This is a genomic window from Noviherbaspirillum sp. Root189, from assembly GCF_001428545.1.
Classification (GTDB): domain Bacteria; phylum Pseudomonadota; class Gammaproteobacteria; order Burkholderiales; family Burkholderiaceae_D; genus Noviherbaspirillum.
The window spans coordinates 70,141-83,191 of sequence record NZ_LMHZ01000017.1 but is presented as its reverse complement, the minus strand read 5'-3'; the positions used below and the strand labels follow the sequence as shown (position 1 = coordinate 83,191).

The window sequence follows — 13,051 nt, the reverse complement described above, 5'->3', positions numbered from 1 at the left end:
GGAGATCCCCATGGCGCCAAACGCACAAACATCGACAGGCGGCAGCTTCGCGCCCTTGCGTCAGACGCTGTTTGCCGTGCTGTGGGCGGCAACGGTGATCGGAAACACCGGTAGTTTCATCCGCGACGTCGCCAGCGCATGGATCATGACCGACCTGTCGCCTTCGCCTGCGGCAGTGGCGATGGTGCAGGCGGCCGCCACGCTGCCGGTATTCCTGCTGGCGATTCCTGCGGGCGTCCTGGCCGACATCCTTGACCGGCGCAAATTCCTGATCGGCATTCAGGTGCTGATGGCCTGCGCAAGCATCGGCCTGATGCTGCTGTCGGCCGCAGGCCTGCAATCGATCACTTCGCTCGTGGCCTTGACGTTCCTCGGCGGCGTCGGTGCGGCGCTGATGGGACCAACTTGGCAGGCCATCGTGCCTGAGCTGGTGGAAAAAAAGGACCTCAAGGGCGCAGTGGCGCTCAACTCGCTGGGCATCAACATCGCGCGTGCGACCGGTCCGGCCCTGGGCGGACTGATTCTGTCCACCCTGGGTGCCGCCTTCACCTACGGCATCGACGTCATCAGCTACGTGTTTGTCATCGCCGCGTTGCTCTGGTGGCGGCGACCACCAGCCGCGCAGGACGCCCTGTCCGAACGTTTCCTGGGCGCCTTCCGCGCCGGCCTGCGCTACGCTCGCGCCAGCCGCGAACTGCACGTCGTGCTGGCGCGCGCCTTCGTCTTCTTCGCGCTGGCGAGTTCGGTCTGGGCGCTGCTGCCGCTCCTGGCGCGCCAGCTGCTCGGCGGCGGCGCCGGCTTTTACGGCATCCTGCTCGGCGCGGTCGGCCTGGGTGCGATCGGCGGCGCAGTTGTCATGCCCAAGCTGCGTGCCCGCCTGAACGCCGATGGGCTGCTGCTGGCGGCAGCCATGGTCACGGCCACGGTGATGGCCTTCCTGTCCTTCGCGCCGCCGCAATGGGCGGCGGTGATCGCGTTGTTGCTCCTGGGGGCGGCATGGATCACCGCGCTGACCACGCTCAATGGCGTGGCGCAGTCCATCCTGCCCAACTGGGTGCGCGGGCGCTCGCTGGCGGTGTACCTCACCGTGTTCAACGGCGCCATGACGGCGGGCAGCCTGGGCTGGGGCGCAGTGGCGCAAGGGATCGGCGTGCCCTACACATTGCAGGTCGGCGCAGTGGGACTGGTACTGGCCGGACTGGCCGCGCACCGGCTCAAGCTGCCTCGCGGCGAAGCCGACCTGACGCCCTCCAACTACTGGCCCGAACCGCTGACGGCGGAACCCGTCGAGTACGATCGCGGTCCGGTGCTGATCCAGATCGAGTACCGTATCGAGCCCGTTGAGCGCGCGGCCTTCATCGCCGCAGTCACGCGCTTGTCGGCTGAACGGCGGCGCGACGGCGCCTATGCCTGGGGAATCGCGGAAGACGTGGCCGCCCCCGGCCTGATGCTCGAATGGTTTGAGGTCGAATCGTGGGCCGAGCACCTGCGCCAGCATCAAAGGGTGTCCCGCGCCGATGCCGATATCCAGGCCGAGGTTATGCGCTTTCACCGGGGTGAGGGGAAGCCCGTGGTACGCCACTTCCTGGCCGCCCGGCGTTCGGATTAGAGCGGCGGATTAACATCGTCCTGAAACTCAGGATACCGAAGTGTTCGTCAACATCGGCAGGGAACCTTTCCTGCTGTGGCGCGCCGTCGATCAGCATGGAGCCGAGCTTGATATCCTGCTGCAAAAGCGCCGCGTCACGGTAGCCGCCAAGCGCTCATCAGATCATTGGTCTCGCCCAAAATCCGTGCACTGCTTTTTGAGCATTGATTGGACCAGCTCTCACTGTGTTCCTGATTCATTAACGTGACAGCGCTGTTACGGCTATCGGCGCATCCACGTACTGCTCAAGCGCGAAGGCTGGCAGCTTGGCAAGAACCAGATGTACCGACTCTATAGCGAAGAACAACTGCAGCTACGCTCCAAGCTGCCCAAGCGCCGCAAGATAGTGGTCACTCGGCAAGCCAAGATCAAGCCAAGCGGATCACAACGCCGAAAACTCGCCCTCGGATTGGTCCGGGAAACCCAAGCGGATCATCATCCGCGCCCAATTAGCCGTAGGGTGTCCGATTTAATAGGGGCAACTCCAGGGATATTGACTAGAGCTAGTACCGGACCTCATTGTGCTGGCGACTATCAGACGCCTCCCGCATAAATCTAATGACTATTTAGCAACCAAGGGAAGCCTGTCGGTCCCGGGTCTTAGATTTTTCGTCTCTAATCCAATCTTGCGTGGAACCAGACTGCGGTTGTCGTGCCATCGAATCTAAGTACTCGACATGCCGGTCGAGGAAGGCACATTGGTTCGATTTTGACTGGGATGCGCCTACGGTCACCACTTGATTACGCCCCGCCTGGTGCTCTTCTGCCTCGGCTGCTTTGCGCTGTACAGTAAGGACCTGAAGGTCCGCTTTTGGCGGACTGATAACACCTGCGGTGTCGTAAAGGTGAATCTCTTGAGCAGTAGCGCCAGTCGGGCACTTTTGGTCAACGTAGACTGTTTTTTCTTCAATGAGACATTTATTGATCATGCCGCCCGCGGCAGAGCGCTCATCGAGTGATGCTCGTTTTGGCTGGTCCGGTAATGCCGCATTAACGGGTTCACGGATTGAAATAACGGAGTTCGCTTCGTTTGTCGAACTCGCAGGTGCATCTTCGGATGGCTGCCAAAAGCCAGACATCGAGTTATTGAGCAGAAAAACACCTCCGCCAACAAGCGCGAGAGCCAACCCGAATGAAAACAGCGTGTGTTTTTGCATATCTTCTATTTTGTGTGCTTAAACAAACCACAAGTAGACCGTAAACCTTTATTGGATGCCTCCCCATATTCATGGGAGCGTTGGAAAAGTGAAACAGGCTTAGAAACTACTTATCTAAATCGAGAAAAAGTTTGGCGCACAGCGACAAATTGGATGGGACGCCGTTTTGAATCTTCCGAGTCGTTCTGGCACTCGTTTTCAAGATAACGCTGAGTCGGCAGCCCGTTACTAACGTTGTTCTGTGCTCGCGTCATCGTGGCATTAGACATAAAACACACCAGAATTTGTGACATATAACTTTATTAATGACACGCCCTAATGCTATCCGGGCGAATGTGGCTATCGTTAAAAGTATCGTCAGTTGGGCTATAAGCGTCTTTGTGCAAATCATTCAGTGGTGGTGCAGACGGGCTTGTCGTGAGAATTACTAGGTCATCAATTGCAGGCAGCTTTAGGTCCAAAAAGACAGGCCTTCTTTTAGACGACATAGGTTGCCCGAAGCCGTTTGTCGTCAAGGCGGTAAATGCCGAAACGTTTCGGATACGACACGATCCAAACAAACTCCGAATTTGTTCGGGGCTGCCGTGCTTTTGCCATCACGACGTCGCGCCCTCACCGTGCATTTCCCATTAATATGGGATGCAACATTCCCCTATGCAACGTAATATCAATCGGGTTTGTAACGGGATACATATAGTTAGTCTTGCCTTAGGCTTAGTGGAAAGTGCCATGACAGCCATCTATAGGTTACTTAAGAAAAGAACAGGCTTTCGAAAATGAGTCAGCACCAATCCACAAGACAGAAAGAGCACATTCGAGCTGACAAACTATTTCTACCACTGCTCTGGATGTTGTTTTTTGTTTCACTAGCATTATCTAGGTGGCATGATACATTCTCTATAGCCCTTCTTATTGGGCTGCCCCTCGCTCTGGTCCCAACGATACTAATATCTTTTGCGCCTGGCGCGCTCGCCACTCGACTTTGTGTGGCGAGTGCACTGATCATGTTTTGCGCGTTGCACATTCACCAAGCACATGGCATGACGGAGCTGCACTTTGGCATTTTTGTCATGCTAGCCTTTTTGCTTTGTTATCAGGACTGGCGTGTCATCGTTGCCGGAGCAACAGTCGCTGCTGTTCATCATTTCAGTTTCAGCTATCTCCAAAAGTGGGGGTATCCCACCTTCTGCTTCACGCATCCCGGACTTGACATCGTTCTTGTGCATGCCACGTATGTGGTCGTGGAAACAGCGGTGCTGTCCTATCTCGCAATTTTGCTGCATAGAGAATCGACGATGGTGACCGAAAGCAGTCGCATGCTACACGGTGCCCTCGACACAATGCGAACCACTGCCACAAACGTCCGCGACGGTATGCGAACGATGGCTCAGGTGTCGCAGGCCGTTGCGATAAGCAGCGCCAATTTGACCACTCGCACAGAAACGCAGTCCACAAGTTTGGTATCAACCGAAAATGCGATGGAGGCACTTACCAGAACGGTCAAACAAAATGCAGAAAATGCAATACAAGCAAACAATTTGGTTGTAACTGCGTCGACTGTTGCACAGGCCGGCGGGGACGTTGTAACGCAGGTGGTCGGGACCATGGGCGCGATTAAAGCAAGTTCACACAAGATCGTTGACATCATAAGCGTGATAGATGGTATAGCGTTTCAGACCAATATTCTTTCCCTGAATGCCGCCGTCGAAGCGGCGCGAGCAGGTGAACAAGGACGCGGATTTGCGGTTGTTGCTGCCGAAGTTCGAAGTCTCGCTCAGCGTAGTGCAATCGCTGCGAGCGAGATAAAGAACCTTATTAGCGACTCAGTCAATAAGGTCGAAAATGGAGCAAGACTCGTCGATGATGCTGGACAGACGATGGAACGAATTGTAAGCTCGGTTAAGCAAGTCGCCAGCATTATGGGAGAAATCGCTGCTGCAAGTGAAGAACAACAGCATGGCATTGACGGCGTCAACCAGATCGTACGTGAAATGAAACTGGTCACCCAGGAAAACAATGCCTTAGTAGGTCAGACATCGTCAGCCGCCGAAAGTATGCGTGAGCAAGTAAAAAAGCTTGAGCATGCAATGGAGCCTTTTGACAAAGTAAGTTTTGTGCGATAGTGGGGACGGCTGCGTTGTCACATTAACGAACAATGCTGGAAAAATTGTTCGATGAAGAAACCCAAGCCCCTGCGCCGTCATCAGTTGCGGCGTGCGCTGGTATTTACGTTTTCAGCTGAGTTTGCGTGATATCGAAGATCTGCTCTTCGAGCGCGGCGTGACGGTCAATTAGGAGACGATCCGTCGATGGTGCGACAAGTTTGCCCAATCCTTACGCTGGACGGACTTCTTCTGCCAACGCGTAAAACTGGTCGGCAAACGACATCCCGGCGCAGCCTTTCATCATGAACTGGCCTTCGAATCATATGCATCAACTCAATGCCGGCGATGACGGCTTGGGTGGCTCGAAACGATTTGAAACCCAGCATCATCCGGGTGATTCATTTGACCGCGCGATGATCCTGCTCGACGATATTGTTGAGGTATTTAACCTGCCGGATCGTGATCGGCGTTACTCGTTCCGTATTTAACTGCTCAAGTACATCCGTCACGAATAAACGCAGCGATCGGATGGCGTCAGGGACATGACGTTACGCGCTCACTGGCACGCATGGGCGGTAACTTTTGGCTAAGCAAGGCAGCCGGCCCTCCCTTGCCCTTTTTTTGACGACACCGTTGCGCAAGCGTAAAGCCATAAGCAGCCAAATGCCGCGATGCAGGACGATGGAAACCACACTAGCTATGTCCTTCATAACGCCCTGTTCGAACTCCTGTTTCAGTTCCTCATAGTGTACGAGGAGAATCGTTTTCAAACGGACCCTTTGCCGATCATCGGCAATATAGTCCTGACAACTTGGATAGCTGCAGGCCCCATGATTACCATAATTATTGACGGGAAAATGCACACAACGAGTGGGAACAGCATTTTCGTTGGGATTTTTGCAGCGAGCTCTTCAGCACGTGTTTGCCGTTTGTGACGTAGATCGTCCGAGAAGACTCGAAGTGATTCACCGATACTGGTACCGAACTTGTCGGCCTGCGTAAGCATCGTTGCAAATGTACTGACCTCCTCGATACCGGTACGGAGCGCCAGATTGCGCAGTGACTTTTCACGGGAACCGCCAGCCCGCATCTCGAGATTGGTGAGATGAATTTCTTCTGCTAATGCAACAGACTTTGCATTCATTTCGTCTGCCACTTTGGTGAGCGCCGCATCTAAACCTAGACCTGCTTCCACACATACGAGCATAAGATCAGCTGCATCTGCAAAGTTTTCAAAAATCTCGCGCTTGCGGTTCTTTATCCGCAAGTAGAGATACAAGTTTGGAAGATAACAGCCAAGAAGTGCCGATAACATTAACCACATAGCGAGCATCAGCCCATCGAGTTGAGGGATCGCCCGGACTGCGATGTAGGCAACCGCGGCGAATAATACGGGCAATAATGTTTTGATTCCGAAATAGACTATCCGTGCATCCGGGTGCCGAATGCCGGCATTGATAAACCTAATTCTGAGCAGCGACTTCTCCCAATTGTCTTCGGGGGTCGAAAGCCTGGCAAAAGGTTTTACGACATTGGCCGCATTTTCAATCCAGTTCGCATGTTTCACCGGTTCTGCCAACGTACGTATTCGCTGTTGAGTTTTCGTCGGCGTAACTAGCAGAAAGATGCCGGCCAATCCCAGCGTTACTGCAATAAAAATCAATGCCGGTAGTATCATGATGCTTGCCCCTTGTTATACCCGAATTTTGATGATATTCCGTAGTATCAGAACCCCGATGACCATCAGCGTCAGCATATACTTGATGATGGCGGTTCCAATTGGATCGGTCCATAACAGAGACATAAAGTCCGGATTCACGAGGTTCATTACGGCCGCCAAAACGAATGGCATCACTCCAAGCACCCACGCCGATAGCCGCCCTTCGGAAGATAAAACACGTACTTTGGCAAACAGCTTCAACCGGTCACGGATCAGCCGGCTCAGGTTTCCAAGGACCTCGGTAAGATTGCCGCCAGACTCTCGCTGGATCAGCACCGCCACGACAAAGTAGCGCAGGTCAGTGATTGGTACTCTTTTGCTTAAGCCTGCCAGTGCATGCTGCAGTGAGACACCAAAACTAATCTCATCATGGACAATTCTGAACTCGCCTGCAATCGGCTCAGACATTTCTTCGCCGATCATCTGCAAACCCGAAGAAAATGCATGCCCGGCGCGCAGTGCTCGGATGATGAGATCGATTGCGTCGGGGAGCTGTTGTTCAAGCTTTTTTAGACGAGAGCTACGTTTAGCATACACATAAAGAAACGGCATAGCGGAAACGAAGATCGAAATCAGTGTGGCAGTAAGCATCGCTTGGTGCGCGAACGCAGTGACCGCCAAATAAGCAAAGATCCCGGTCGCGGCACAGGAGAGCAATAACCGAGAAACGGTCCATTGCAATCCTGACTGATCAATAAATCCTTGCAATCCGAGCGCTCGTGGCATCGAAGATAGAAACCGCTCGAGGGCTGGTACGTCGCTAAGCGTCTGTTGTTTTAATATTGACGACGACTGTACGCGTTTCGATGAGGCGGACAATGCATTCAGTCGCATTTCGATTTTTTTAGCCCTCGGCCCTCTGTAATTCCTCCATAGGAGGTATAGACCTTCCAGCAGTAAAACGACCGTTAGAAATACTAATAGCGAAATGATTAGGGCCGAATTGCTTTCAATTGATTGTGACATAAGGTCCCTTATTGGTAGTTTCTTGTTGGGTCGAACATCGCCTCTGACAGCGCAACACCAAAGGACCGCAGCCGTTCAGTAAATTTTGGACGGATTCCCGTTGCCTGGAAATAGCCTTCGACCGTACCGTCGCCGCTTATTCCAGTTTGTTTAAATGAAAAGATTTCTTGCATAGTGATCATATCGCCTTCCATACCAGTGATCTCCTGGATGCTCGTGATTTTTCGCTTTCCGTCTGGAAGGCGGAGCGCTTGGAGAACGACGGTAATTGCGGAAGCAATCTGCTGCCGCGCAGCTCGGTGCGGCAAGTTGAGATTTGCCATGCCAATCATATTTTCCAAACGCGCCAATGCATCCCGGGGCGTATTTGCATGGATAGTTGTCAGTGAACCTTCATGACCGGTATTCATGGCTTGCAGCATGTCGACTGCTTCGGCGCCACGTACCTCACCGATGACTATTCGGTCTGGGCGCATGCGGAGTGCATTTCGCACAAGCGCGCGCTGGGTGATTTCACCGGTCCCCTCGATATTCATTGGGCGCGTTTCCAGGCGCACGACGTGCGGCTGTTGCAGTTGCAGTTCCGCTGCATCTTCAATAGTGACTATACGTTCCGATTCTGGGATGAAGCCGGATAAAATATTGAGTAAAGTGGTTTTTCCTGCGCCAGTACCGCCAGAGATCAAAATGTTGATCTTTGCCTTGCATAGCCCTTCGAGCATGCGGGCCATTTCCGGCGTCAGGCTCTTGAGGTCTTCAACCAAATTGTCCATCTTGAGCGGAATGTGGGCAAACCGGCGGATGGACATCATTGGACCATCGAGCGCTATGGGAGGAATCACGGCGTTAACACGTGAGCCATCTGGTAAGCGAGCATCCACCATCGGACTGGACTCGTCGATCCGGCGACCGACCAGCGACACGATCTTGTCAATAATCCGCAATAGATGCTTTTCGTCGGTGAACGCAACTTGCGTCAGTTCCAGTTTCCCCTTACGTTCGACATATACGCGGTTATAGGAGTTGATTAGAATGTCTGAAACCTCAGGGTCCGCCATTAGCAATTCCAACGGCCCAAATCCAAGCATTTCATGCTGAATATCACGAACAAGCAGGTGGCGCTCAGTGTCGTTGATCGGCGCTTGCTCTTCCTGAAGTAGGCGTTCTGCCAACCCAGCGATCTCCTGGCGTAATGCCTGCGGAGGAAGAGTCTCCAAGGCTGACAAATCAAATTTATCCAGCATCTTCAGATGAATGCGGCTCTTCAATGCCTGGTATGCGTCCCTAGGCGCCCTTGATTCAGTTCGTAAGTCTTGTTCGGTGGCGCTCGCATTTAGTTTTTCTCGAAATGACATTGTGTGCGTACTCCGTAGATAAGCCTGTTAGAAGGAAAATGACGAGGGCATGCGGCACCGATTACCACGTCATGCACGCTTGAGAATTCGGCCAAAAAAGCCACGTGATGCTTCCTGGCGCGGGTTCAACGCGGCAGTAAGGTCCGACAGAATTCGTGAAACCGTGTTACTGCTTGCCGTCTTAATTAATGGGTTGCCCTGATTAATCGAAGTATTCACGTCCCTATACGAATTGGGGACCATATGCAGTCGTGTCGAGCCGACAAGCCGACGGATATCATCAATGCCAATATCGCCGCGCTTGTCAAAACGGTTGACTATAAGCTCCGCCTTTTCGTCGGGATAGCCCAATGCTTTGAAAGTGTTCAGCAACTTTTTTGCGTTACGAAGATACGGCAACCCAGCTTGCAGCACTGGAAAAATGCGGTATGCGTGATCGAGAGCCTTGATGGACACCGGGTCGACGGTGCGACCTACATCGAGCAATACAAATTCGTACTGTGTAACCGCGAGGTTAAGGATGGCGTCGATATGCGCCGGCTTTATATCGACGGCTTCTGACAGGTCTTCTGGCGCAGCGAGAATACTGTAATTTTCCGTGATTCGAACGCTACTTGCTGCAAGAAACGATCCATCCAGACGACGGATATCACGTGCAATGCTGGCCAGTGTGGAAGCAGGCTTGCCGTCATACAAAAATGAAAGGGCGTCGCCAAATTGAAGATTGAGATCAATCAGAAGCACTTTGCGATCTTCCCCTAACTGATAACCAAGATTGGTGGCAAGAAATGTGGCGCCACTCCCTCCCTTGCACGACATGAAGGCAAGAACTTTACCTAACGCCATGTTATGGCCACCAGGTAGTTTTGCCGCGACGCGATTGATCGCTACTTCGAGTGAATGTGCAGAAACCGGTGAAAGTAGTACTTCGCGCACCCCAGCACGCATAGCATCCAATAAGAAGTCGCGCGTGTGGTTGGACGAGATCAAAACGATGGCTGTGTTCGGACGCTGCATTGCAATGTATTCAATTTGATCAAAAGCATTGGTGCCGGTACCGGCGTCATCTATCAGCAGCAGGTCGGGTTGTTCCTGTTCAGCGATAGTACGCACTGAGGAAAAACCTCCGTCGATGGCCACTAGCGTGTGCGATCCCGTTTGGGCTATCTTGTTCGCTTCATCTATGTTATTTTTATTCGTGGAAATCAATACGATTTTCATTTTTCTATCCTGGTTATTAAGAACAGATTGTTGCGTTATTTGGATCCTGTCCCATCATTTCCCTGGGAAGGTAGGTGGAAAATCTTGGCATGCTGATTGGCGCCATTCTTGATAATCCCGCAATCGGCGATATCCACTGATAGTCGATATTAGTAATGTTGACCGTTACACCCGCGCAGTTGGATGCATTACAACCCGCCGGTTCCCAAACGACATCAATACTCGCAATTTGCGGCAGTAAGCGCTGCATCTTTGCTAGTACTGCGTCTCGGTTGAATGTGTTATCACAAACTACGGCGTATCTTGCCCCCATTCGTGCTGCTTCATTGGCCGCACTCCAGGTAAATAGCATCCGGCTAAAATCTGTTATGCCTAACAAGAAGGTAAGGAAGATCGTTAGAGAAAGAGAAAACTCGATGATCGTCGCACCAGATTGACGGACATTCATGATGGGGCTCGCATGGTTGCACTGATATCACTGTAATTAAAGTTTCCGAGATTAACGCCGAACGCGCTGCCGAATAGGGACTGGAACGTGTAGCCTGTCACGGTAATGGTGACGGTATTGATCGCTGGGGTAGCGCCCGCTGCCTGCCAAGTGGGAGTAGCCACGTGGGCTAACGTGAGGCCGGGAGCAAGCGGCGTCCCAACGCCTGCAGTATTTCCGTAGACAATTAGGCTGCGTGCTTCTGCAATGTGCGTGCCCGGGGTTTGGACTGCAAGATAACGCACGGCGTCCCGGACCGATTTGGCAATGGAGTTGTACTGATATACGGCCCGTCCAAATTCAGTCACGATAAACGTTAAGAGCAAGAGTACGGGTAGTATCAAAGCAAGCTCTATCACGGCTGCCCCCTGTTCATTTCTTTTCATGGCGTACCTCATTGGACTAACACTGGAACCAGAGGACCAGCCGACCCACCGGGCAAGCCGCTGGTGGTGCAAGGACTGTTTGCATCTCCCGCATTTCCTCTGTACTCAAGCTGTACGTCGGTCATTGGGATACTGAGCGGTTGCAACAAGAACATGCATGCATAATCAACGACTCCCATTGCATCGTTAACGACGGGGACAACCACAAGTCGGCGATTGCTGCCATACTCGCGATGCCCGCCGGGCACATTGCCTGGAGCGGCAAGGCTCTGGAAACTATTCAGGCTTAAGCCGGTAATGGATTCACAGCTATTTGCACCACGTACTCTCGTACCGGTATCGGCGCAAGAAGCAAAAGAAAGCCGCTTTGTGACAAAATTTTCCGCGGAAGAATGTGCTCCGGGAGGGACTGGTCCGTCGTATGCGTTACGCCCACTTGGCCAATTGGTAGAAGTGTAAGCGTAGCCGGTCATGTCGGGCCGATGTATGCTAGGCTCACTGCTATTTTTGTATATTCCAAATCGAAAATTCCATACGTCGGCAACAGATGCTTGTACGCCAGGTGTGCCTAGCGTATCGCCGACTTCAGTGCCGCAAGATCCCTCCATTTCTGCTACGGTCTGGGATGCGCTATTGGAGCCGTCCAAGTTTGCCCAGCCGATTTGGCCTCCCGCTGCTGCATTTTGAGCCATGATGAGCGTGATCCAGTCACCAACCACAAATCCATAGTTCGGCGCCGTCCCACCAGGCCTCGGTTTCAGGGCGACAGGTACAGGGCAGGTCGTCTGGGCGCTGGCCCTTGTTGCTACGGCCGATGCAAAAACGTTTTGTGTGCCTGGGAAAGTCGCGGATGCGCCGGAGAATGCCCCCAACGCTTGCAGAAGCCACATTGGTACCCCAGCATGGGTATGTCGGCACTGCGCATAGATAGCTACCGCTGGATCAGTTGTATCGACATAGTTTGCGTTTTTAAATGTGATATCGGCGTCAACAATCTGGCCGCGGTTTCTCCAATTAATGGATTGCAGGTCAACACGATTCAAATTTCCGGCCGTGGTACCGCTGCTGCGTGCTCTAGTCAACGAGTCAGACTTTTTATCAAGCTCGTGGGCCGCAGCCAGCGCGCAACTATCCACTGCAGTCTGCAGCTCGGTTTTCACGATAAACAGTCGGCCAAAGTCCAACGCGATGCCCATGAATCCCATTAGGAAAAGCACGACCAAGATGGAGGTAACAAGAACAGCACCTCGTTGGTTGCGATCTACCTTACTCATAACGGTACCTTAGAGTGGACGTAACAAGCCGGGCATTCCGGCACCCTGTGTAGCAACAGAATCTAGTAAGCGGCATCAATGTCAAACAACTGGTTCCATAGACCAAAGTGCATCATTGGTTGCATATTGCTGCCATTGATGACTACATCGCCTGACATAGTGACTAACTAAAACAGTGAATGTGAGTTCGCATTTGCGGGTATTGCTTGTTAACCTGCCGTCAAGTGTAGAAGCAGATAAGTTCACCGCTGAAAAACGAATTCGCTCCTCATAAACCGCAATAACCAGGGATACCTTTTTACCCATACAGCTAACGCAGTTTAGGAGACCGTAGTAGCCTCCCAAACTTTGTTATCTGCGATCGACCAGTTCGATCACACGCAAGCTGCAGTGCCTGTCAAGCAAGTGGTAACTCGGGTAATAAAAGCCGCAAATCCACCGCCGGTCGTTAAGGCACGCAACGCAATTACGAGGGCAATTGAGACGACGGCGATAATTAGCGCATACTCGACAACTTGCGCGCCTTCTTCGTCTCGGGCGAAGGATCGGATGAAGTTGTTAAATGCTGTGATCAGTTGGTTCATTTTCTTCCCTTGGCATAAGTGGTGAATGGATGTTTACTGACATGACACGTTGCTACCTAACGAACTACTACTGCGATGCTGCTCAAAATCGGCAAGGCCGAATACTGGCTAGAGATATCTTTCCCAATTAGTACGGCTGGAAGTTCCA

At 52.6% G+C, this 13,051-nt stretch carries 11 protein-coding genes and 4 pseudogenes; 5 read left to right on the top strand and 10 right to left on the bottom strand.

Annotated elements, in window-relative coordinates; all coding sequences use genetic code 11:
* Positions 1-10 precede the first annotated feature (10 nt).
* The 3 genes and pseudogenes from ASE07_RS12455 to ASE07_RS28050 all read left to right on the top strand — a co-directional run.
* A complete protein-coding gene (locus tag ASE07_RS12455; protein WP_057291151.1) occupies positions 11-1,609 on the top strand; it encodes an MFS transporter in 1,599 nt (532 codons plus the stop codon).
* A gap of 37 nt (positions 1,610-1,646) precedes the next feature.
* A pseudogene (locus ASE07_RS28770) lies at positions 1,647-1,760 on the top strand (DDE-type integrase/transposase/recombinase); the annotation flags it as partial.
* Positions 1,761-1,865: 105 nt separating this feature from the next.
* A pseudogene (locus ASE07_RS28050) lies at positions 1,866-1,988 on the top strand (IS3 family transposase); the annotation flags it as partial.
* A 226-nt stretch (positions 1,989-2,214) separates the two neighbouring features.
* On the opposite strand, the gene ASE07_RS12450 reads toward ASE07_RS28050, so the two are convergent.
* The gene (locus ASE07_RS12450) at positions 2,215-2,805 is read right to left on the bottom strand and encodes a hypothetical protein (RefSeq protein ID WP_057291150.1); all 591 of its coding nucleotides are present in this window, start codon (positions 2,803-2,805) and stop codon (positions 2,215-2,217) included.
* Between the two features lie 1,040 nt (positions 2,806-3,845).
* On the opposite strand from ASE07_RS12450, the gene ASE07_RS29705 reads away from it, so the two are divergent.
* Both ASE07_RS29705 and ASE07_RS29700 read left to right on the top strand, forming a co-directional pair.
* Entirely contained in the window at positions 3,846-4,928 is a 1,083-nt protein-coding gene (locus ASE07_RS29705) for a methyl-accepting chemotaxis protein (RefSeq protein WP_162256878.1), read from the top strand.
* A gap of 79 nt (positions 4,929-5,007) precedes the next feature.
* Positions 5,008-5,097 (top strand): annotated as a pseudogene (locus ASE07_RS29700) (IS6 family transposase); the annotation flags it as partial.
* Between the two features lie 42 nt (positions 5,098-5,139).
* Here the strand turns inward: ASE07_RS29700 and ASE07_RS29440 are convergent.
* From ASE07_RS29440 to ASE07_RS12395, 9 genes and pseudogenes are all read right to left on the bottom strand, one after another.
* Positions 5,140-5,407, bottom strand: a pseudogene (locus ASE07_RS29440) (DDE-type integrase/transposase/recombinase); the annotation flags it as partial.
* A gap of 269 nt (positions 5,408-5,676) precedes the next feature.
* The gene (locus ASE07_RS12430; protein ID WP_200960928.1) at positions 5,677-6,588 is read right to left on the bottom strand and encodes a type II secretion system F family protein; all 912 of its coding nucleotides are present in this window, start codon (positions 6,586-6,588) and stop codon (positions 5,677-5,679) included.
* Positions 6,589-6,603: 15 nt separating this feature from the next.
* Positions 6,604-7,596 (bottom strand): type II secretion system F family protein, encoded by a 993-nt coding sequence (locus ASE07_RS12425; RefSeq protein ID WP_057291145.1) that lies wholly within the window; start codon positions 7,594-7,596, stop codon positions 6,604-6,606.
* 8 nt (positions 7,597-7,604) lie between these two features.
* On the bottom strand, positions 7,605-8,951 hold the full coding sequence (locus ASE07_RS12420; protein ID WP_057291144.1) for a CpaF family protein: 1,347 nt from the start codon (positions 8,949-8,951) through the stop codon (positions 7,605-7,607).
* A gap of 69 nt (positions 8,952-9,020) precedes the next feature.
* Positions 9,021-10,172 (bottom strand): nucleotide-binding protein, encoded by a 1,152-nt coding sequence (locus ASE07_RS12415; RefSeq protein ID WP_057291143.1) that lies wholly within the window; start codon positions 10,170-10,172, stop codon positions 9,021-9,023.
* Between the two features lie 16 nt (positions 10,173-10,188).
* A complete protein-coding gene (locus ASE07_RS12410) occupies positions 10,189-10,620 on the bottom strand; it encodes a TadE/TadG family type IV pilus assembly protein (protein ID WP_057291142.1) in 432 nt (143 codons plus the stop codon).
* Positions 10,617-11,045, bottom strand: a complete 429-nt coding sequence (locus tag ASE07_RS12405) for a TadE/TadG family type IV pilus assembly protein (protein WP_057291141.1) — start codon at positions 11,043-11,045, stop codon at positions 10,617-10,619. Before ASE07_RS12405 ends, ASE07_RS12410 begins: the two co-directional genes overlap by 4 nt.
* 8 nt (positions 11,046-11,053) lie before the next feature.
* On the bottom strand, positions 11,054-12,319 hold the full coding sequence (locus ASE07_RS12400) for a TadE/TadG family type IV pilus assembly protein (protein ID WP_057291140.1): 1,266 nt from the start codon (positions 12,317-12,319) through the stop codon (positions 11,054-11,056).
* Between the two features lie 374 nt (positions 12,320-12,693).
* Positions 12,694-12,903, bottom strand: coding sequence for a Flp family type IVb pilin (locus ASE07_RS12395; protein ID WP_057291139.1), 210 nt, complete (start codon positions 12,901-12,903; stop codon positions 12,694-12,696).
* Between the last annotated feature and the right edge of the window lie 148 nt (positions 12,904-13,051).

What these genes read in the sequence shown, in the direction of transcription:
- ASE07_RS12415 (WP_057291143.1), bottom strand. Translation starts at nt 10,172, where the DNA reads ATGAAAATCGTATTGATTTCCACGAATAAAAATAACATAGATGAAGCG.
- ASE07_RS12410 (WP_057291142.1), bottom strand. Translation starts at nt 10,620, where the DNA reads ATGAATGTCCGTCAATCTGGTGCGACGATCATCGAGTTTTCTCTTTCT.
- ASE07_RS12430 (WP_200960928.1), bottom strand. Translation starts at nt 6,588, where the DNA reads ATGATACTACCGGCATTGATTTTTATTGCAGTAACGCTGGGATTGGCC.
- ASE07_RS29705 (WP_162256878.1), top strand. Translation starts at nt 3,846, where the DNA reads ATGACGGAGCTGCACTTTGGCATTTTTGTCATGCTAGCCTTTTTGCTT.
- ASE07_RS12395 (WP_057291139.1), bottom strand. Translation starts at nt 12,903, where the DNA reads ATGAACCAACTGATCACAGCATTTAACAACTTCATCCGATCCTTCGCC.
- ASE07_RS12420 (WP_057291144.1), bottom strand. Translation starts at nt 8,951, where the DNA reads ATGTCATTTCGAGAAAAACTAAATGCGAGCGCCACCGAACAAGACTTA.
- ASE07_RS12450 (WP_057291150.1), bottom strand. Translation starts at nt 2,805, where the DNA reads ATGCAAAAACACACGCTGTTTTCATTCGGGTTGGCTCTCGCGCTTGTT.
- ASE07_RS12455 (WP_057291151.1), top strand. Translation starts at nt 11, where the DNA reads ATGGCGCCAAACGCACAAACATCGACAGGCGGCAGCTTCGCGCCCTTG.
- ASE07_RS12400 (WP_057291140.1), bottom strand. Translation starts at nt 12,319, where the DNA reads ATGAGTAAGGTAGATCGCAACCAACGAGGTGCTGTTCTTGTTACCTCC.
- ASE07_RS12425 (WP_057291145.1), bottom strand. Translation starts at nt 7,596, where the DNA reads ATGTCACAATCAATTGAAAGCAATTCGGCCCTAATCATTTCGCTATTA.
- ASE07_RS12405 (WP_057291141.1), bottom strand. Translation starts at nt 11,045, where the DNA reads ATGAAAAGAAATGAACAGGGGGCAGCCGTGATAGAGCTTGCTTTGATA.